Raw genomic sequence first — 18,990 nt, forward strand, 5'->3', positions numbered from 1 at the left:
GAAAGCGGAGACTGGCAAACTCAACTGAAGGAAGCCGCCTTGGCGGATTAATCGGACTGCTCAAGAGATACTCAACTGATATGGCTCCGTTTCCGAAGTCCTCAGCCCAAGTTTACGTATATGTTCAGTAGGTGTACAAACCGATCATTGAGTAGCGATACGTCACAAGACTTCGCGACTGAATTTCTTATTAGGCATCAAGGGGCCTCTGCGGGTTGGGTGTCGGGAAAGATGACCGTGTCTTGATCTTGGCCAATCTTGCTACCGGCTGCGATCAGGCGCTCGCGGGCTATACAGGCGATGTCCCAAGAAGAGTTGGGATCCGCGCAAGGCAAGGCAAACCAAACGTCTTTACCGAATACATCCTGTCCAGCCACACGGACCTTGAGCTTATCGAGATCACCCAGCTCACTCTGGTCGAGGTCCCCAACGATGTCTTTAAACGCCTCCCGTAGGAGCTCCACATTAGCCTCATGGGCGACTTTCAGTTTGATGATGCGCAGCATCTGTGGCTCTTTCATCGACCAGTTTTCAAACGGTGTTGAAGTAAATTCCTCCACCGGAACGATCAGTCGCGTCCCATCCCAGTCTCGCAATTGAACGTACGTAAAGTTGATCCGTTCAACGTGGCAGAGATAGTCGTTGAACACGATCCGGTCCCCTATGCGGGCGGATTGGTTTAATGCGATCTGTAGCGACGCCATGATATTGCCAAGCACTCGACGCGCGGCGAAACCGAGAACAATGGTCAACGCCCCAGCAGTACCAAGTAGGGACAGGCCAAGATTACGGAAAGTATTGGTCTGGGACAGGAAAATTCCCCCGCCGATGAGAACTGCTACGACGATAAAAATACGCCGTGCAGCAGCCACTCGCGTGGCCACCGCGCGGTTTTCCGCTTCTTTCCTGAGGCTGAGGTCGGTATTTTCGAAATCCAACAGCCGGTCTAAAATGATTTCGATGACACGGATAACAAGCCAGACGGAAGAGATGAGTAGTCCGAACCACGCGATCGGCGTGAGTATGGCCGTAATGTGACCGGAAAAGACAAAGATATTTGCCCCCAATGGCAGCGCAATACCCGTTGCAACGCCGGTTGCAGCAGGACCACGAATGCCCCTGACGATTCTCCTGAAGAACGATTCTGGGACCCGCGCGGCGATCGAGCTAAGGCCTCGCCACGTCAGCATGCCTGACAGCGTGACTACGCAGATCAGAATCGGTAGGACGAGCAGTTCCCACCACATAAACCCGGCAAGGACTGATTTTTTGAGTGCGTCTGGCAGCTGCTTCTCAATCCAGCCTGGGCTGTACTTGGCATAAAGTGCGGGAATGTCTCCCACGGTTTGGGATGAGAACACCCAGATAGGATCCTGGTTCGGAGCCGCTACGCGGTTCAAACGGATCGAAACTGGGTTCCGGTCCAGATCTAGTGTCCAAAGGAGCAGGGATTTGCGCGGCTTTCCTGCCATGACTTCATCCGAGGATGTATTGGCTTCCAAGGCATCGGGTCGGTCAATCAGCGTATCCCAGTCGATCACAGCTTTTCGTGTGATCACAGCTTCAAGCTGTTTTGCGAGTTCGGGGCCGGCCTCAGCCTGAGCGTCGGTTGACACACCTGAAAGGTCAAGCAAATGCGCCGCGGCAGCCCAGTCTTTGCGTCGCGCGGTGGCAACCAGACTTTCCATCGTCGCGCGGGGCGTGGTCCGATCAATGAAGCCGGGGGCGACCTCCAATCCGGGATTGAGCTCAACAACGCAATACCAAGGGCCATCCGGGCACGAACGGTTAGTCGTCTGGGCATAAACAGCCTGCGCTGCGACCATACTCCATACTGATACTATGATTTTTAGAAGGACCCTCATAACTGCCCAACGCATGATAGCTAGAAAGGTTCATTTTCCCCCACCCGAATGCGTGGTGTCGTTAGGGCCCTGCAGTCCGATGGAACCTCGGCCGGGCGCTGTGCATTTGTCTAGTAGCGGGTAACGGGCGCGGAGAATCTTGGGGACAAAGGAGCGAGCATGCTGAGATCTATTCTTCAAAAAGTAACTTTGCGCTTGGAACAGCTATTTTCACAACGCCCTTTTTCTGAACCCCGCCAGGCAAAATGCATCGAACCCCATATTGGATATGCAACGGCTGACACGTTGGTTTTGCGCGGCCGCGCGCTTGCTGAAAAGCGAAGGTTTGACGCCGACAGGACAAACACAGTGTTGCAAAACATCATGCGGTCCGCGCAGAGGTTCGTCACAAGCGAAGTTGCGGACGTTGCTGTGCGCGCTGGCGATGTGGTGGGTCGCACGGATGAGGAGGGTTATTTTCAACTTACCCTACCCTTTCGTCCTGCCCCCGGCTGGCATTACGAAGACGTCTTTTTGCCCAACGGCTTGGCCACCCCGTGCCCAGCCTTGGTACCGCACCCAGATGCACCAGCGATGCTGATCAGTGATATTGACGACACGGTGTTACGGACACGGGCTTGGTCGCTAATCAGCAATCTTTGGACCACCTTTTCGGGCAACGTGAATACACGAGAAATGCACAAAGACGCGATTGAGGTCTACGCTCAGCTGCAGGAAACATACCAGTTGCCGATTTACTACGTCAGCTCGTCCCCTTGGAATCTTCATTCCTTCCTTAACGACTTATTTCACAAATCAAAGCTGCCCTCTGGTCCGATGTTTCTACGTGATCTTGGGGTGGATGAGACCAAGTTTATCACCAGCGGCCACGGCTCCCACAAGGGAGATAGCATTGATATTCTAATGCATGCCAATCCGCAGCTCCCTGCCATCCTGTGCGGCGACAGCGGGCAAGAGGATGCGCGAATCTACAGAGACGCGGTTCTCCGCCATCCAGGACGGGTAAGGGCGGTGGTCCTGCGCACCACCGGTGACGGGCTGGACGAGGAAGACGCTCAGAATTTGAAGGCCCTGCGCGAGACGGGGGTCCCGGTATTCTCAGGCCTCGATTTCCGCGACTTTCTACCCGAACTGAAATCTTTAATAAGAAAAGGTGAGACATGAGTTGGTTTCGAAAAATAGCAGCAGCGTGCATCGTCCCATTGGCGTCCATTGGTCAGGCGGAGCAAATCGGTGAAGTGGATGTTGATTGGATTGGCAACGACATCATCATCGAAGCATTCGAAGACCCGAAGGTTCCGGGGGTTACCTGTTTCGTCTCTTACTTCGAGCGCGGTGTTATCGATCGACTGCAAAAAGGAAACTGGTTCGAAGACCCCTCGAACTCAGCGATCTCTTGTCAACAGACCGGGCAAGTCGATGTTGCCGACATTCCACGCGGCAGCGGGGGAGAAGCTGTATTTTCGGAGCGTCGTTCGATCGTCTTAAAGTCGCTAAAAGTTACCCGCGTGTTTGATGAGGCTCGGCAAGCGCTGATTTACATCTCGCATGGGCAAAACCTGCAAGACGGTTCTGCCAAAATGGCAATCTCAACTGTTGTGCTGTCTTCACAGTAAGAGCGAAACCCAAATTGTGAAATGACACTGACGAACTTCTCCCAGCTGTCATGAACGAACATCGCTTTGTGTTGGGCCTTCTCCGACACCTTATTCAAAGCGTTTGCACTGCTGAGAAGCCAAGCCGTGGCAACGAAGTTGGGACCGCGTTCATATCTGTGATTGATAGATGTGGGGGGAAACGGGAAAAGAAGACCTGAGCCGCGTATAACCATACCGGGCAATCCCGCGTGCCAATTTTCCGTGAGTTGAAGAAATGACTGGCCGACCAGCGGCGCGGCAGAGTGGAGACACAAAAACCGGCAGACCAAGGAGGCATCGACGACGACACCATCGCGGTCCGCGTCCGCATCTCAGTACCCAATGCGGCCTCCGATCACGGCAGCCGACCTGGCGAGACCAAAGGTCTCGCCGCCCAACAGCTGTTTCAGCGGTCCGAACTACGTTTCTCGCGGACGATTTAGACCTGGGTCACCTGGCCGATGGGACCGAACCCCCGCGGTATAAAATCGACGAGATCCAAGGGTTCTCGGCGCCGTTGCGTGCAGCCAGGGTGAAGGCGCTGTAGATCGCGTGGGTGTTCGCAACCAGAACGATGACTGCGGATTCGCACCATCCCGCAACCGAAGCCCCTTTCGCTTGACGTCCTAATTAAGCTGAAAACGTCTGATGAGATGACCGGAATCCTTTTAGGCTAAAGACCCACAACTGGTAGACGACGAGAGCCGCAGGAACGTTTCCAAGAAGGAAAACGTCCGCGCACCAGCCGCGCTGTGTCGCCACTGTCTCTAGCCTTTCAGCCTCCCGAACATGAACTCAATCCGGTTGCGACCCTTGTTACAGCGGACGGCGGTCTGCCATTACCTTCTGCCTGGGTTACGTACGCACGCTCGGTGCGTCGCTCATCCAGAAGAGATTAGGCATGCCGACCGCTCGCGTTTCGAACTGTGCATTAGGCAGATCGAAAGAAACCAAAGGTTCCTGAACCTAAGCTGCAGGCCCGGGATTGACGCCTGTCGCCGGTCATATCCTCTTTTTGACTGGGCAATCCCTTAAGCAAGTTACGACTTGCCGACGGCAGTGTGGAGAGCCTCCACATCACGGGTTGTTAGCTCCAATGCACTGGCAAGCGATTGCAGAAACGCCTTTTCCTGAGGTTGGTCAGGATTGCCGATCAGAAGAGCGGCTGCGTAAACCTCTTTCCGAGCGTGCTGCGGCGTGTCCGCGGCAATTGCCTTCGGATTGACCGGTTCGCTGAGTGCTTCTTGCAGTATCGCCTGATCCTGCGGAGAGGCGTCATGCATGATGTCAAATAAGGCTGATTTCTCTGCGTCATCAATATGGCCGTCAGCTTGGGCCATCTGAACCATCGCGCGTATGATCGTTTTGGCTTCAGCGTCGCTTTGAATGTCGGTCATGTCAAATTCAGAATTCAGCGCGTCACTTACCGAAGCGGGGCTTTTGCGCTCGTCAAATGCGGAAGCCAGCGAACCAAACAGATTTCCCAACGACTGGTTGATCGGGCTGATTTGGCCCGTCATACCGGCCTCGCTCCCCCCCGCACTGCCTGCACGCCCAAGGCTGGACAGGATGTTCCCCAACCCTCCGCTGTCAGACGTTCGGGTACCTCCGATCCGTCCAAGCATACCCCCTCGCTGTGTTTCCGGAGATGCGTTTCCAGCGAGCATGTCACGGATGCCGGACATCCCCCCGGCACCACGAAATACCTCCATCCCCTTTTTGGCGGCAAAAGCCAGGGCGAGCTTGGTCACCATGCGTTTGACAGACATGCGTTAGATCCTTCTCTTAATTGATACGCATCGGAAACCGATGCTGGCTACAAGTGCCTTCGGAGGGTTAACTACGCAGTTAAACCGAATGTTCCGCCTACTTCACATGACAGCAATCTCTCGAAACGCATTGCGCTGCTGCTGCGCGATGCTGCCCTCAAGCCTGATGACCTCAGGAATGAGACCACGTCCTATAGCCCGGGGCGACCATCAGCGATCAGGCTTAATCAGTGTAAGCTTAACAAGGTTTCCAACGGCCGTCGGCAGATAGCCAAGTCGGCCGCAATCGCGAAAAGCCTTCACAAAGAACGAACGCAGTACCAAGATCCTTCTCATAGTAAACTCATTGCCCCCGAGAAAGGAGCAAGCAGTGGACGAACTGTTTCATCAGTGGATCGATTTTGGGCTCGCTCAACCTGGTTGGTTTCTAAAGTTGATATTAGCGCTCGCTTCTGGGGCTGTTCTGGGATTGGACCGTGAGGTACGCAGGCGCCGCGTAGGTATCCGAACATACATGATGGTCTCACTCGGCTCGGCGATCTTCACGATTGCGGCTGTCGAAATGTCGTTGAGCGTTGGAAAAATCGAACTTGCCGGAGATCCAACGCGCGTGATCCAAGGACTGATCGGCGGATTAGGTTTTCTGGGTGCTGGCGCCATCATCCAAGGTGATGAGAGAGTCGGTGGCATGGCAACGGCCGCAAGCCTATGGGTCGCGGGGGCATTGGGCCTTGCTGCGGGTGCAGGATTTGGATTGTTTTCAATCACATGTGCGATGCTTGCTGCGTCCCTTCTTGCTGCCAGCCGCTTTATGGAAAACCGCGGCGCTGATGACCGCCCTGACGGGTAAACCATAAGACGAACTTGGCAGGCGTGCGGGTCATGATTTTCTGATCAAAGACCGCAGTGCCAGTTACGTATCTTATTGCTAGTCCCAAGTTTCGCTTAGAAAAACTTGCATCGCTTGGAACGATCTCGCCGCTCTCGCGTTCCCGTAGGAAACAAAACACACAGTTCTGGGGGCACACGTGCGGCATCTCTTTTTTCACTACCTTCGTGAGCTTCACGAATGGCGTGTTTTTGACACTTTGACTTTCGGCCTCTGCAATCTCGGCCTCCCAGAGGCTTTCGAGAAAATCCGTGGATCCGAAACCCTTCAGCGCCATTGGATGCTGCGAATACCACAGTTTGGCCCCGTGCTTGAGTGGAACACGGTCGAGCGTGATGATGCAGACTACGGGTCTTGGGTTGAGATCTACGCGGTGGGCGATAACTTGACGCTTGGCCCAATTGAATTGAGACCATCTCAGGTCTGGGTAGAAGTGTTCCGAGCGGGTTTTACTCCGGAAGCGGCGGTCAAGCTGGATCAGCCCGCCCGTCCTGCGCAGCTGCGACATGTGGCATTGGACAATGCGTTGGCCGCAGTAGGACAGTGAATCGCTTTACACCGCGGGATCGAACCCAATCGCCCCGCTTGGGTGCCACCATTCGAATATTGCAATGGGACTGGCATGGGGCCTACCGGAGTGCGGACATACGGGGCCAGAAAGGCGATAACCCAACGAACCGCGAGTTCCCTTGTCGTTTTGCTGTTTTCCCTGTTGCCCGACCTCCGTTCCGATCAGATCTGTCGCCCCTAATCGCCAATCCGACTATGCTTTATGATCGACCAAATTGCGCGAACCGTGGGAAAAGATGCTTAAGTCGGATTCGATTGGCGGGCGGCAGGAACCTTCTGCCGCGTCGGCTGTTCTCCTTATATACCAATCAAACGCGGCTGAATCGGGGATTGCCGATTTAGCTGCGCAGAACAGGAGCAGATTCCATGACAAAGTTCGAACCGAAAGAGCAGCTATATGATCTGAATGGATCTGAACAGCATATACCTTTGAAAAACCGAGCGGGTGAAAACGGCGATCCCGCCCACGCGGACGCAGAGGGCGCGCTGAAGGGGGATCTGGCTGACCAAGTAGACAAAACCGACGCCGATACGCAAATTGCAGATGAGCTGAAGGATCTGGTCAACACCGACTGACCACAACCAACCGGCAGCGCAGATGTTAGCCTGCGCTGCTCCTCATCGTTGGCAAAAGTGGCAACGTGCCTCTCTCCGAGATTGATCACCTGAGGTTTCGGCCTGCAGTCTCGCGACGATCTCTGAGAGTTCTTTGAAAGAGCTGCCAGACCTCCCCGTCGATGTCTTGCGAAGACTTAAACGAAGCCTTCGCAAGACGGAGGAGGAGCCGGGCTTGCATGGATAGTCTCACCTTCACCCCGCCCTTCACCGCAACATATTGAAAGCCAAGCTTGCCGACTGCGCGCGCCGTGGGCGTCGCCGCGCAGTCTGAGTTGCCAACGATCCCATGCTGGGATCAAATCAAAGCTTTACCCATCCCTCCGGTGGCTTGCCCTTGCCTGGGTGGAGCTCACCACAATTTTTGCAAGTGCGCGCCTCGATGTTGGAGTGGAATTCCTCGTAAATTTTGGGCAACGCCGAGACAATACCGTCGGTCCCATCCAGCGTGACCTCTTCCCGATGAACCAGCGCCTCGCAGTTAAAGCAAAACCACTCGAAGCCCTCTTTCATACCGGGCTGGCGCGGCGCCTCGACGACGATGCCGATTGAGCCCTCCTGCGGGCGTTGTGGCGCGTGGCGCACATGCGGCGGCAACATGAATACCTCACCCTCTCGCACCGGCACATCGTAGATCTTACCGCCATCCGCGATTTTGATCATCATGTCGCCCTTCTGTTGAAAGAACCATTCCTCCACCGGATCATCATGGAAATCGCAGCGGGTGTTGGGGCCGCCGACCACCATGACAATCATGCCGTCGCCGTCCTTGTGCAGCAGCTGATTGCCAACCGGTGGTTTCAGCTTGTCCGCGTTCTCGGCCAGCCACTTTTGAAAATTGAACGGCTTCAGAGTGGGATGATTGGACATTTTGATCTCCTTTGGGCTGTAACTTTTGCCTTGTGCGCGGTTCAGGCGATGCTGCGGGAATGCCAGACGTTCTTGACAGTCAAATAGCTGTCCAAGCCTTCTGCCCCACCTTCGCGGCCATGGCCGCTTGCTTTGACCCCGCCAAAGGGGGTTTCTGGTAGAGAGGCCTCCAGCGTGTTGATCGAAAGGTTCCCGACCTCAACTTCGTCGATCATCCGGTCGATGTAGTCGGCCCGGTTTGTCATGCCATAGCCCGCCAGCCCATAGGGCACCGCATTTGCGGCGGCGATGGCTGCATCCAGATCTTCCACCGGGTTCAGCACCGCAATCGGCCCAAAAGGCTCCTCCTGCATGATCCGTGCCTCAGGCGGGACATTCGCCAGCACAGTAGGCTGGAAGAAATAGCCCCGCTCGCCTAGCCGTGCACCGCCGGTCAGAAGCTCGGCGCCCTTGGCGACAGCATCCTCGACCAGCGCAGTCAATACCGGAATCCGGCGCTCGTTGGCGGTTGGTCCCATCTCAACGCCCGGCTCCGTGCCGTTTCCAACGACGGTTGCGGCGGCGCGTTCGGTGAAGTGGGCCTTGAACTCCTCAAAAATGCTGTGATGAACAAAAAAACGCGTCGGCGAGGTGCAAACCTGACCGGTATTGCGCATCTTACGGATGGCACCACTTACCGCCGCCTTTTTTACATCCGCATCTTCACAGACGATGACGGGCGCATGACCGCCCAGTTCCATCAGCGCGCGGGTGTCGTGCTTGGCAGCAAGACTTGTCAGCTGGCGCCCTACGGCTGTGGAACCGGTCAGAGCCACGAGCTTTACCGCCGGCTGTGGGATCAGATATTCGGAGATTTCTGAAGGCACCCCAAACACCAGATTCAGCACACCGGCCGGCAGGCCCGCATCCTTAAACGCACGCACGATATGCACCGCACCGCCGGGCGTTTCCTCGGCCGCCTTCAGAATAATCGAACAGCCAGATGCGAGCGCCCCCGCAACTTTGCGAGCAGGCTGGCTCATCGGGAAGTTCCAGGGCGAGAACGCAGCAACCACCCCGACCGGATGATGGTGGACTGACAGTTTTGAGCCCGCCGCCGCGGGAATGACGCGCCCATAGGTGCGCATTGCCTCACCTGCATCCCATTCAAAGAACTCAGCGCCACGGATAACCTCCAGCCGAGCCTGCGCAAGCGGCTTACCGTGTTCGGCTGTGATGGTCTGGGCAATTTCTTCCTGCCGCTCGCGCATCAGCGCGGCGGCCCTCAGGATGATATCCGCACGCTCACGCGGTGCGGTGCGGCTCCAGATCGCCAGCCCCTGCTCCGCCGCCGCCAGCGCATCCTCCAGATCCGCGCGACCGGCGCAGGGCAGCTGCCCCAGTTCTTCTTCGCTAGCCGGGTTAACGACAGCGATACTGCGCTCCGTCTTCCGCCATTGGCCATCGATAAAGAGGTTGAGATCGGGATACATGTGCCTGCGCCTCCTGGAATTGAACGACCCGATTAGGCGCAGGCCTGGCACAAGCGTTCAACTGATATCCGGGAAAGCAGATATGCTGTTTCCTGATAGCCAATCCGCTCATCGGTCTACGGGCTGCTTTCGCTCTGGTCTTCCACCCGGTCAAAGAAACGACGGGTGAAGCCCGCGTGCTCTTCCAGCAGGCGCACGGCCCGATCCTCGTCGCGCGCCAATACCGCCTCCATCAACTTGGTGTGGTGCGTAATGCCAAGGGCGGCCCGGCTGTGAGAGATCAATTCCGGACTCCTTAGGAACTTACTGCGGTTGTCGCCTGTGAACATGCTGAAGAAATGTCGGTCCAGATGGTTGGATATCTGATCGTAGAACAAATTCAGCCATTGTGAGCGCGACGCCACCAACAGCGCCCTATGGAAACCACGGTGCCTGTCCGACCACAACCGCAAGTCATCAAGGTTGCTTGTCTCCGCCGGCTCGACCGCTTTGGCCAGCAGATGGTGGCTGGATAGGATCTCTGCCTCCCAGACATCATCACCATGCGCAATCGCCTCGCGCAGCAGGGCGGTTTCGATCACCAGACGGCAGCCCTCCAAGTCCATCAGCTCTGCTTGGGTCACGGCTGCTGCACGGAAGCCGCGGTTGTTCTCCATCACCACGAATCGTTCACTCTCCAGTCGCCGCAACGCCTCGCGCATCGGCGTCACCCCCAGGCCGCTATCTTTTCCCAATGACGGGATCCGAAGCGGTGCCTCTGGCGGAATTTTCGCCTCAATCAACTGCTTGAGAAGGAATTGATAGGCCATTTCCGATTTTGACGACGCGGGCAAATCCATTGATTGACCTCCAGAGAAATAATCGTATACGATAAATCAAATAATATACGATTCTAAGTGTTCACTTTGTTTTTATCAGTCGCACACCCAGCCCGAGAAGGAAAGCCAATGGCCCTCACCCCCACCCGCGACGCAGCTGAAGCTCTCGACAGGAAAGATCCGCTGGCACACAAACGCAACGAGTTCTTCATTGAGGAAGGCACCATCTACCTAGACGGTAACTCGCTGGGCCCGGCGCCGAAATCGGTGTTCGACAGCATCGACCGCACCATGCGCGAAGAATGGGCCAAGGGGCTGATCCGCAGCCACAACACCGCCGGCTGGTTTATGCTGACCGACACGCTGGGGAATCGTCTTGCTCAGATGCTGGGCGCCGGCGAGGGCGAGATCGTGGTTTGCGACACCACCTCGCTCAACATCTACAAAACTCTGCACGCAGCGCTGTCGATGCAGCCCGGCCGCCGCAAGATCGTGGCCGAGGGCACCTCGTTTCCGACCAACCTCTATATGGCCGAGGGCGTACAATCGACGCTGGAAGGCGCAACGCTGGCGCTGGAGGGACGAGACGGGGACCGTATCGAGGATATGATCGACGCCGACACCGCAGTGGTGATGCTGAACCACGTGGATTATCGCTCTGGCGTGATCCGCGACGTAAAGGCGTTGACCAAGCTGGCGCATGAACGCGGCGCATTGGTGATGGTGGACATGTGCCATTCTGCCGGAGTGATCCCGGTCGATCTGCACGATCTGAATGTCGATTTCGCGGTCGGCTGTACCTACAAATACCTCAACGGCGGGCCAGGTTCACCCGCCTATGCCTATGCAGCCAAGCGCCATCACGGCAAGTTCACCCAGCCGCTCTCCGGCTGGCATGGCCATGCTGCCCCTTTCAAATTCGAACAGAGCTACCGCCAGGGTGAAGGCGCCCGTGCGCTGTTGTGCGGCACGCAGCACACCCTTTCCATGCGCGCGCTCCAATCGGGGCTGGCGGTTTTTGACGATGTCAAAATCACCGATCTCTATGCTAAAGGCCGGGAATTGTCGGATCTGTTCGTCCAGCTGGTTGAAAGCTTCGCTGATGACTTCGGCATCGGCTTTTACAGTCCGAAAGACGGTACGCTACGCAACGGTCAGGTCTCGTTGACCCATGCAGAGGGCGGGTATGCGATCGTACAGGCGCTGATTGCGCGCGGCGTGATCGGCGACTTCCGTCAACCCAATGTGATGCGCTTCGGCTTCACGCCATTGTACCTGCGTTTTGCCGATGTCTGGGACGCTGCCAACCACCTGTATGAGGTAATGAAGAGCGAGGAGTGGAGAGAGGACCGCTTCAACGTCGTCAACACCGTCACCTGACAAACCGCCGCGCTTCGTGTACGGCATCTGCCCCTAAGCCACTGAAGTTACGGGACTCCCCTGGCGGCGTATCCTGTAACTCTTGCTGCCCTACGCCTGAAACTCTGCATCCCATTGGGTGCAGAATGGCGCCCCGCGGCCGACATCAGTTTGCAGAGCCAAAGATCTAAAAACCAACGGGAGGACTACATGAAACTCAATAAACTGCTCAAGACAGCTGCATTCGCAGCTGCAACGGCCCTCAGTCTGCCGCAAGCGTTAGCTGCCTGGACACCTGAAGAACCCATTGTGTTGCGCATTGGCTTTGGCGCCGGGGGCGAGACCGATACCATGGGTCGGGTACTCGCGGCCACCATCGAACGCCAGACAGGCTGGGATGTGGTGGTGGAAAACCGTCCTGGCGGCGGCGGTGTCGCCATGCTCAGCGCCCTTGTGAATGAAGCAGCCGACGGGCTGGTACTGGGGATGGCAGTGAACATCCCGCCCCTCATGGCGCTTAGTCAGCGTCCTGACTCAGTGCCATTTACACTGGACAGCTTTGACTACATCGGAACCGTCACCGTGGCAGAAACCGCACTGATCGCGGGAAGTGATGCGACGTTCTCTTCAATTGAGGAACTGGTGGAATTTGCCCGCACGGAAGGCTCTGCCAAGATTGCCTGGGACGCGCCCGACGCAAAGGCAATCCTGCAAAAGATCGGCCAACAGGAAGGCGTTAGTTTCCGAATGGTCAAAGCTGAAAGCGGCGCCGAGATGAATAAACTACTACTTGGAGGCCAAGTCGATGCAGCCTTCGGCACAGGCGCACATCTGCCGTTTATCGAAGACGGTCAGATGAAAACTATCGCCAGCCTGTCGGACAAGCGGCTCAGCTCTGCACCCGATGTGCCGACGTTGATTGAATCCGGCCATGATTTCTTCATTGCTCCCTATTTCTACATCACAGCCCCCGGCGGTCTACCCACCGATGTAAAGACCGCGCTCGCTGCTGCCATGGACCAAGCCGTTGGCGATGAGGCTGTGCAAACCGTGGTGCAGAACGCGGTCAGCGCTCCTGCGGTCAACCTCGGCCCCGATGGTACACGGCAGATGATGCAGGAATCACTGGGCCCCATCGGCGCTCTGTTTGCCCAGTAACGCCCCATCCCTAGTCCCGTGGCCGCAACTTGGGCCGCGGGGCTTTGCGACAGGAGAAAACCATGACATTGCAACGCGTATCCGGTGTTTTTTTTGTCATTTTTGCTGCGACGATGATCTGGGGTGTGATCCCGGCACAGACAGAAAACGTCTACCCCGATGGCTCAATCCCGCCCGAGGTTCTGCCCAGCGTCTATGCCGCAGTGATCGGCCTGTTCGGTGGCGCGCTGGCCTGCCAGCGCGGGGAAGCATACGCGCTTGATCTGCGGCAGGCAGCAAAAACTGCCGGTGTTTACTTTATCGCCCTGACCGGTGTCCTGGCGATGAAATACTTCGGGTTTCTCTTGGCCGCCCCGGCGCTTGCGCTGACGCTACTGTGGCTGGTGGAGGAGCGCCGACCGCTGTGGTTGGCCATAGGCGGCCTTGCGGGACCGTTGCTGATTTGGACCATTTTCGAAGTCCTGCTGGGACGTCTTTTGCCTTGAGGAGGGGGAGCGATGGTACCGTTTGATGTAATTCTAGCAGCATTGGCGGGGACATTTACCCCGGTGGTTCTGCTGTATGTGCTGGCCGGAGTGGTACTCGGCCAATTTGTTGGGGCGGTTCCCGGCATTGGTCCAGTGATGGCGATCGCCATTGCAATTCCGTTTACTTTTGTCATGGAACCCCTAGTCGGGATCTCCTTCCTTGTTGGCATCGGCAAAGGCGGATTAGTAGGCGGCGCGGTGCCAGCGGTACTGATAAACACCCCAGGCACACCAGATGCCGCTGCCACCGCGCTCGACGGCTTTCCGCTGGCGCGGCAGGGAAAGCCGTTGAAGGCAATGCGGATGGCGCTTTATTCCTCGGTCACCGGTGACACCGCCAGCGATATTATCCTGATCACCGTCTCTGCGCCGCTGGCCATCGTGGCGCTGAAATTGGGACCAGTTGAGATCCTATTCCTGCTGTTGCTGGCTTTTACAGTGATTATCTGCTTGGTTGGAGGCACCATCGCCCGCGGCGGTGTCGCGTTGTTCCTGGGGCTACTGCTTGCCACCGTCGGGTTGGACCCAGAATACGCCACACCACGACTAATCTTCGGCCAGACTGAGCTTTATGATGGCATTCCACTGGAAGCCATTGCCTTAGGCATTCTCGTGCTGCCCGAGGTGCTGCGTCGCTTAGCCCAAGGTAGCGGTCTGTCGCGCCCCGCGGTGGAGATCCCGGCCGATCAGCCCGCCGCAGACCGCAGCATCAGCTGGCGCGAGTACTGGTCTTGCCGTTTTGCGATGCTGCGCGGGGCCTCGATTGGCACGGTTCTGGGAGCACTACCTGGTATCGGGTCCACTGCTGCGGCCTTCATTGCCTATGCCGCCACCCGTGAGAGCGCCCACGATCCGGACAGTTTCGGCAAAGGCAATATCCAAGGCATCGCGGCGGCGGAATCGGCAAACTCAGCTGTGGTTGGGGCTAACCTGATTCCGCTGTTGACGCTGGGCATCCCCGGCAGCGTCGGAGCAGCCCTGCTGATCGGCGCCTTCAAGATCCATGGCATCCAGCCGGGGCCGCTGTTGTTCGACCAGCAGGCAGAGCTGATCTACGGACTGTTCGGGGCGATGATCGCTGCCAATTTCATGAACTTCTGGGTTGGCCAGGCCGGCTTGCGCCTCTGGTCTGCGGTAGTTAGGGCGCCTGAACTGGTGATCTTTACTCTGGCGCTACTACTGTGCATTACAGGCGTCTATCTGGGCGCGGGCGGCTTGTTCGGATTATACACGATGTTGGCCTGTACGTTATTAGGACTGGTGCTGAACGCGTTGGGCTTTTCGGTGATCGTGTTTATCATCGCCTTCTTTCTCGGAAGCCGGTTTGAGACTACCCTGTCACAAGCCTACAGCCTTACCGGCGGCTCATTGCAGGAGCTGGCAAGCTACCCCGTGGCGCTGGCGCTACTGGCGGTGAACCTGATCTTCTTAGCCCTTCATATACGCAAGCAAAACCGCCGCGCCCTACCCGTTTAAAACGCGTCGAACAAACCATGAGGGGGCGTTGGGCAACCGCTCGGCACCCCCTCAGCTATAACATCAATTTATACCAGATTGCCGTGTTACAAGTTGCTGAACTATCAGACCCTTCCCCATGCTGGGCCTAAGCTCGCAACGGGGAGATCACACATGGCATATCTGAAGTCATTCAAAACCGCAGTAGCAACAATGGCGGCCTGCTGCTTCGCTGTAGGCGCACAGGCGGCAGAGTTCCGGCTTGGTCTCTTGACGCCGCCGCCACACATCTGGACCAAAGCGGCAGAGGCCTTTGCCGACGAAATCAATAGCGCCTCAAACGGAGCGCACAGCGTGCAGGTCTTTCCAGCACGTCAACTGGGAAACGAGGCCCAGATGCTACAGCAACTGCAGACCGGCGCGTTGGACATGGCGTTTCTGACCGTGGCCGAAGTCTCCAACCGGGTGCCGGATCTGGGCGCCTTCTACGCGCCCTACCTTGCCGCCGACATCGACCATGCCGGCCGCATCCTGCGCTCTGACACCGCACGGCAGATGCTGGATCCACTCCCCGCCAAGGCAGGCGTCGTTGGTCTCGGCCTTGGCATGGCCGGCCTGCGCCAAATCGTGTCGCGCGAGGAAGTGAACAGCGCCGAGGACCTCAACGGGCTGAAGCTGCGGATCACGCCATTTGCACCAATCTTCGACTTTTACGAGGGGCTCGGCGCCGCGCCGACCCCGATGCCGCTGCCCAGTGTCTATGATGCGCTGGCTAACGGCCAGGTCGACGCCATCGACATGGACGCAGAGCTGATCTGGGTGCTGAAATACCACGAGCACGCCAAAACCATCGTGCAGAGCGATCACATGATGTTCCCGGTGGTTGGGCTAGTTTCGGCGCGCATTTGGAAGGATCTAGGCGAGGACGACCGGGCAATGATCGCAGAGTTGATGGCCAAGCACTTGGACAGCACTATCGACACCTACGCAGCCAAAGAGCCGGAATGGTTGGATAATCTAAAGGCACTGGACCTGACAATGATCAAGGTCGGGCCGAAATTCTTCGCCGGTGTCATTGATGAATGGGATAAAAAATGGGCTGCAGAGGCGCCGTCATTGCCCGCCATCCGTGCCGCAGCCGAGGCGACCCGCTAACCGCGCTGCCCCCGCCATCACGGCAAGGGCGGTCGCATCAAGCCCCGCCCCTGCCTTGGATATTCAAGACCCAACACATGGCTTTTCCCGATGCTTCAGACTTTCTCCCGGCAATGGGCACGGGCGGAATTAGCCTGCGCTGCCATTCTCGCCGCCACTGTCACCGCGCTGATCCTGCTGAACGTGCTGACCCGCAACCTCGGCCTTGCACTGTTCTGGGTAGACGAGCTGGCGATCTATGCCATGATCTGGATGACGCTATTGGCGGCCTCAGCGGCTGTCCACCATAAGGACGCGGTCGCCGTCACCATTGTCACCGACGCCATGCCACAAGCTATTGCACAGATGCTATCGCGCCTCGTCGATGCGGTAATCTTTGCGTTGGCGCTATTGACTGCCTGGTTCTGTTGGCGCTGGTTCCTGCCGCTGGAGTTCGCGCGCGCTGGCTTTGACGTTGAAACCTTCCAAGGCGCCACCTTCAATTTTATCTATTCCGAGGCCACCAGCACGCTGGGGGTACGCAAGGTCTGGGTCTGGTCCATTATGTGGATCTTTGCTTTCGGCCTGATTTTGCACAGCTTCAATAACCTCCTCACCGCGGCCGACCGCAAGGAACAATCATGACGACAGTCGCCGTATTCATCCTTTGCATGTTTTGCGCAGTGCCGGTGGCCTTCGTGCTTATCCTGACCGCAATCACCTATGTGCAAGCCAGCGGGAACGCGGTGCTATTTGATAGTTTCGCCCAGCAGCTGTTCTCTGGTCTTGAAAATTACGGACTGCTGGCGATCCCGCTGTTCATGATGACCGGGGAGCTGATGAACGAGGGTGGCATGACCCAAAGGCTGGTCCAGGCCGCACGGGTTTTTGTCGGTGGTTTTCGCGGCGGCCTTGCCTACATCAATCTTCTGGCCAACATGTTCATGGCAGCGATCATTGGCTCAGCTGCCAGTCAAATCGCAGTGATGAGCCGCGCCATGGTGCCCGCGATGAAACAGGAAGGCTACCGCCCCGGCTTTGCCGCTGCGACGACCGCTGCGGGCGGCCTCTTGGCTCCTGTAGTGCCGCCATCGATGATGTTCGTTATCTACGGCGTTCTGGCGCAACTGCCGATCGGCGACATGTTCATCGCAGGCATCCTCCCGGGGCTATTGTTGTTTGGAGCCTTTGTCATTGTCGTGACTGTCATTGGAATCGCACAAGGATTCCCGCACGGGCAATGGATGACACGGTCAGACGCAGCACGGGCGCTACTCGGCTGCCTGCCCGCGAGCCTGATACCCATAACGATTATTGGGGGCATCCTGTTCGGCGTGGCAACACCTACTGAATCCGCTGCGGTGGCCTCCCTGGTGGCGTTTGCGATGGCTTGGTTCTCGGGCCAACGACTGACACTGCCACGGCTCTTCAGTCTGTTCCGACGCACCGCCGTCAACTCAGGCATGGTTGTGTTCATGATCGCAGCGGCCAATGTGTTCGGCTGGGTGGTTGTTTACGAGGCGCTGCCACAGAAGCTGGCTGCATCCATCACCGCCATCACCAGCGACCCATTTCTCTTTCTGTTGATCGTTAACGCGATGCTGCTGTTTGTGGGCATGTTAATCGACGGCATTGCGGCGGTGATCCTCGTCACCCCGATCTTGCTGCCGATTGCCACCGGCTCTTATGACATAGACCCGTTCCAATTCGGCGTGGTGCTGTGCCTGAATCTGGTGTTAGGTCTACTTACGCCACCGGTGGGTGTTGGACTGTTCATCACCTCATCAATGACCGGCATACGGGTGGCTGAAATCCTGTCCGCGCTGTGGCCATTCCTGTTGGCGGTAGCCATTGTTCTGGTGGCGCTCAGCTACTGGCCTCTGCTGTCAACCGCGCTGCTGTGACTGCTCGGCGGCGGCCTGTTCCAGATATCCAATCAGCGCCTTAGCAGCCGGTGAGAGCCGCGCCTTGGCGTTCAACGAAATCCCAACGGGCCCGGCACCAACGGGCACCGACCAGTCCAGCCTCGCCAGGCTGCCCCAGGCGATATCTTGCTCCGGTACATGGCTCGGCATCAGACAGATAAGGGAGCGTCGCTGCAGTAAGCTACGGTTGGTCAGAAAGGAGACCGACTCCACGTAGGAGGTCGGTGCATACATGCCCTGTCCGCCAAAGAACATGTCGACCTGCCGCCGCAAGCTGGTTTCTGGTGGAGGCAGAATCCAGCCGAATGGCTTCAGATCTTCGAAACTCAGTCCTTTTCGCCCCGCAAGTGGATGGTCTGGACCGGTCACCGCCACAATAGTTTCATCGAATAGCTTACTCTGTGCAATTTCGTCTCGATGACGGTGGGTTGGCAGCCGCCCGACCACCATGTCAATCGCGCCACGGCGCAGCGCGGGCATAAGCGCGTCATTGGTGCCCTCGACCACTTTCACCGCCACGTGCGGCCGTTCGCGCATCAGCTGATCGATTGCCTGCGGTAAAAGCCCCGACGAAGCTGCCAAAAGCGAACCAATCACAACCCGACCACTACTGCCATCGTTGAGGTCGTCCAGCTCTTGCGCAGCGTTTGACACCTGCGCCAAGATTAGTTGCCCCTGTCTGATCAGCGCCTCACCATAGGCCGTGGGGATGACGCCACGGTTAGTGCGGTCAAACAGCTGGACCTCGAAATCGAGCTCGAGATCCTTGATCATCTTGGTTGCCGCCGGCTGCGAAACGTTCAGTTCCCGCGCCGCGCCCTGAATGTTCTGATGCTGCCCTACCGCCACCAACAGACGTAGCTGCCGGAACTTCAGCCGAGTTTGCACCTTTTCAACAATCCGGGTGTGGCGGCTGACCATGTGTTT

The 18,990-nt window shown here is 57.3% G+C and carries 18 protein-coding genes; 12 read left to right on the forward strand and 6 right to left on the reverse strand.

Going from position 1 to position 18,990, the window contains the following annotated elements:
* Nucleotides 1-197: 197 nt before the first annotated feature.
* Nucleotides 198-1,826 (reverse strand): mechanosensitive ion channel family protein, encoded by a 1,629-nt coding sequence (locus tag KUV39_RS18110; RefSeq protein WP_222460562.1) that lies wholly within the window; start codon nt 1,824-1,826, stop codon nt 198-200.
* A gap of 198 nt (nt 1,827-2,024) precedes the next feature.
* On the opposite strand from KUV39_RS18110, the gene KUV39_RS18115 reads away from it, so the two are divergent.
* Complete coding sequence (locus KUV39_RS18115) at nt 2,025-3,029, forward strand: phosphatase domain-containing protein (RefSeq protein ID WP_222460563.1); 1,005 nt, start codon at nt 2,025-2,027, stop codon at nt 3,027-3,029.
* Nucleotides 3,026-3,481: a CreA family protein gene (locus tag KUV39_RS18120; RefSeq protein ID WP_222460564.1), complete on the forward strand. Its 456-nt coding sequence runs from the start codon at nt 3,026-3,028 to the stop codon at nt 3,479-3,481. Before KUV39_RS18115 ends, KUV39_RS18120 begins: the two co-directional genes overlap by 4 nt.
* Before the next feature lie 1,061 nt (nt 3,482-4,542).
* Here the strand turns inward: KUV39_RS18120 and KUV39_RS18125 are convergent.
* Entirely contained in the window at nt 4,543-5,271 is a 729-nt protein-coding gene (locus tag KUV39_RS18125) for a DUF533 domain-containing protein (protein ID WP_222460565.1), read from the reverse strand.
* 370 nt (nt 5,272-5,641) lie between these two features.
* On the opposite strand from KUV39_RS18125, the gene KUV39_RS18130 reads away from it, so the two are divergent.
* The 3 genes from KUV39_RS18130 (at nt 5,642) to KUV39_RS18140 (ending at nt 7,306) form a co-directional block, all read left to right on the forward strand.
* The gene (locus KUV39_RS18130; protein ID WP_333847474.1) at nt 5,642-6,121 is read left to right on the forward strand and encodes an MgtC/SapB family protein; all 480 of its coding nucleotides are present in this window, start codon (nt 5,642-5,644) and stop codon (nt 6,119-6,121) included.
* A 178-nt stretch (nt 6,122-6,299) separates the two neighbouring features.
* Nucleotides 6,300-6,707, forward strand: coding sequence for a hypothetical protein (locus tag KUV39_RS18135; RefSeq protein ID WP_222460566.1), 408 nt, complete (start codon nt 6,300-6,302; stop codon nt 6,705-6,707).
* A gap of 389 nt (nt 6,708-7,096) precedes the next feature.
* Nucleotides 7,097-7,306: a hypothetical protein gene (locus tag KUV39_RS18140; protein WP_222460567.1), complete on the forward strand. Its 210-nt coding sequence runs from the start codon at nt 7,097-7,099 to the stop codon at nt 7,304-7,306.
* Nucleotides 7,307-7,648: 342 nt separating this feature from the next.
* Here KUV39_RS18140 and KUV39_RS18145 read toward each other — a convergent pair whose 3' ends face one another.
* From KUV39_RS18145 to KUV39_RS18155, 3 genes are all read right to left on the reverse strand, one after another.
* A complete protein-coding gene (locus KUV39_RS18145; protein WP_222460568.1) occupies nt 7,649-8,215 on the reverse strand; it encodes a 3-hydroxyanthranilate 3,4-dioxygenase in 567 nt (188 codons plus the stop codon).
* A 41-nt stretch (nt 8,216-8,256) separates the two neighbouring features.
* Nucleotides 8,257-9,687: an NAD-dependent succinate-semialdehyde dehydrogenase gene (locus tag KUV39_RS18150; RefSeq protein WP_222460569.1), complete on the reverse strand. Its 1,431-nt coding sequence runs from the start codon at nt 9,685-9,687 to the stop codon at nt 8,257-8,259.
* Nucleotides 9,688-9,803: 116 nt separating this feature from the next.
* Nucleotides 9,804-10,526, reverse strand: a complete 723-nt coding sequence (locus KUV39_RS18155) for a GntR family transcriptional regulator (RefSeq protein ID WP_209035554.1) — start codon at nt 10,524-10,526, stop codon at nt 9,804-9,806.
* A gap of 108 nt (nt 10,527-10,634) precedes the next feature.
* Here KUV39_RS18155 and kynU point away from each other — a divergent pair, with 108 nt between their 5' ends.
* The 7 genes from kynU to KUV39_RS18190 all read left to right on the forward strand — a co-directional run bounded on the left by kynU (nt 10,635) and on the right by KUV39_RS18190 (nt 18,042).
* Nucleotides 10,635-11,885: a kynureninase gene (gene kynU / locus KUV39_RS18160; protein WP_222460570.1), complete on the forward strand. Its 1,251-nt coding sequence runs from the start codon at nt 10,635-10,637 to the stop codon at nt 11,883-11,885.
* Nucleotides 11,886-12,074: 189 nt separating this feature from the next.
* A complete protein-coding gene (locus tag KUV39_RS18165) occupies nt 12,075-13,022 on the forward strand; it encodes a tripartite tricarboxylate transporter substrate binding protein (protein WP_222460571.1) in 948 nt (315 codons plus the stop codon).
* A 62-nt stretch (nt 13,023-13,084) separates the two neighbouring features.
* Complete coding sequence (locus KUV39_RS18170; protein ID WP_222460572.1) at nt 13,085-13,507, forward strand: tripartite tricarboxylate transporter TctB family protein; 423 nt, start codon at nt 13,085-13,087, stop codon at nt 13,505-13,507.
* A gap of 12 nt (nt 13,508-13,519) precedes the next feature.
* Nucleotides 13,520-15,025, forward strand: coding sequence for a tripartite tricarboxylate transporter permease (locus KUV39_RS18175; protein WP_222460573.1), 1,506 nt, complete (start codon nt 13,520-13,522; stop codon nt 15,023-15,025).
* 153 nt (nt 15,026-15,178) lie between these two features.
* Nucleotides 15,179-16,159, forward strand: a complete 981-nt coding sequence (locus KUV39_RS18180) for a TRAP transporter substrate-binding protein (RefSeq protein ID WP_222460574.1) — start codon at nt 15,179-15,181, stop codon at nt 16,157-16,159.
* A gap of 90 nt (nt 16,160-16,249) precedes the next feature.
* Nucleotides 16,250-16,783 (forward strand): TRAP transporter small permease, encoded by a 534-nt coding sequence (locus tag KUV39_RS18185; RefSeq protein WP_209035548.1) that lies wholly within the window; start codon nt 16,250-16,252, stop codon nt 16,781-16,783.
* The gene (locus KUV39_RS18190) at nt 16,780-18,042 is read left to right on the forward strand and encodes a TRAP transporter large permease (RefSeq protein WP_222460575.1); all 1,263 of its coding nucleotides are present in this window, start codon (nt 16,780-16,782) and stop codon (nt 18,040-18,042) included. Before KUV39_RS18185 ends, KUV39_RS18190 begins: the two co-directional genes overlap by 4 nt.
* Here KUV39_RS18190 and KUV39_RS18195 read toward each other — a convergent pair.
* On the reverse strand, nt 18,025-18,984 hold the full coding sequence (locus KUV39_RS18195) for a LysR substrate-binding domain-containing protein (protein WP_222460576.1): 960 nt from the start codon (nt 18,982-18,984) through the stop codon (nt 18,025-18,027). The genes KUV39_RS18190 and KUV39_RS18195 overlap by 18 nt on opposite strands.
* Nucleotides 18,985-18,990: the final 6 nt, after the last annotated feature.

The organism is Phaeobacter italicus (genome assembly GCF_019801785.1).
In the GTDB taxonomy this organism is placed as follows: domain Bacteria; phylum Pseudomonadota; class Alphaproteobacteria; order Rhodobacterales; family Rhodobacteraceae; genus Phaeobacter; species Phaeobacter italicus.

Excerpts from the sequence above, each read along its gene's own strand:
- KUV39_RS18110 (WP_222460562.1), bottom strand. The coding sequence starts at position 1,826 with ATGGTCGCAGCGCAGGCTGTTTATGCCCAGACGACTAACCGTTCGTGC.
- KUV39_RS18115 (WP_222460563.1), top strand. The coding sequence starts at position 2,025 with ATGCTGAGATCTATTCTTCAAAAAGTAACTTTGCGCTTGGAACAGCTA.
- KUV39_RS18120 (WP_222460564.1), top strand. The coding sequence starts at position 3,026 with ATGAGTTGGTTTCGAAAAATAGCAGCAGCGTGCATCGTCCCATTGGCG.
- KUV39_RS18125 (WP_222460565.1), bottom strand. The coding sequence starts at position 5,271 with ATGTCTGTCAAACGCATGGTGACCAAGCTCGCCCTGGCTTTTGCCGCC.
- KUV39_RS18140 (WP_222460567.1), top strand. The coding sequence starts at position 7,097 with ATGACAAAGTTCGAACCGAAAGAGCAGCTATATGATCTGAATGGATCT.
- KUV39_RS18145 (WP_222460568.1), bottom strand. The coding sequence starts at position 8,215 with ATGTCCAATCATCCCACTCTGAAGCCGTTCAATTTTCAAAAGTGGCTG.
- KUV39_RS18150 (WP_222460569.1), bottom strand. The coding sequence starts at position 9,687 with ATGTATCCCGATCTCAACCTCTTTATCGATGGCCAATGGCGGAAGACG.
- KUV39_RS18155 (WP_209035554.1), bottom strand. The coding sequence starts at position 10,526 with ATGGATTTGCCCGCGTCGTCAAAATCGGAAATGGCCTATCAATTCCTT.
- kynU (WP_222460570.1), top strand. The coding sequence starts at position 10,635 with ATGGCCCTCACCCCCACCCGCGACGCAGCTGAAGCTCTCGACAGGAAA.
- KUV39_RS18165 (WP_222460571.1), top strand. The coding sequence starts at position 12,075 with ATGAAACTCAATAAACTGCTCAAGACAGCTGCATTCGCAGCTGCAACG.
- KUV39_RS18170 (WP_222460572.1), top strand. The coding sequence starts at position 13,085 with ATGACATTGCAACGCGTATCCGGTGTTTTTTTTGTCATTTTTGCTGCG.
- KUV39_RS18175 (WP_222460573.1), top strand. The coding sequence starts at position 13,520 with ATGGTACCGTTTGATGTAATTCTAGCAGCATTGGCGGGGACATTTACC.
- KUV39_RS18180 (WP_222460574.1), top strand. The coding sequence starts at position 15,179 with ATGGCATATCTGAAGTCATTCAAAACCGCAGTAGCAACAATGGCGGCC.
- KUV39_RS18185 (WP_209035548.1), top strand. The coding sequence starts at position 16,250 with ATGCTTCAGACTTTCTCCCGGCAATGGGCACGGGCGGAATTAGCCTGC.
- KUV39_RS18190 (WP_222460575.1), top strand. The coding sequence starts at position 16,780 with ATGACGACAGTCGCCGTATTCATCCTTTGCATGTTTTGCGCAGTGCCG.
- KUV39_RS18195 (WP_222460576.1), bottom strand. The coding sequence starts at position 18,984 with ATGGTCAGCCGCCACACCCGGATTGTTGAAAAGGTGCAAACTCGGCTG.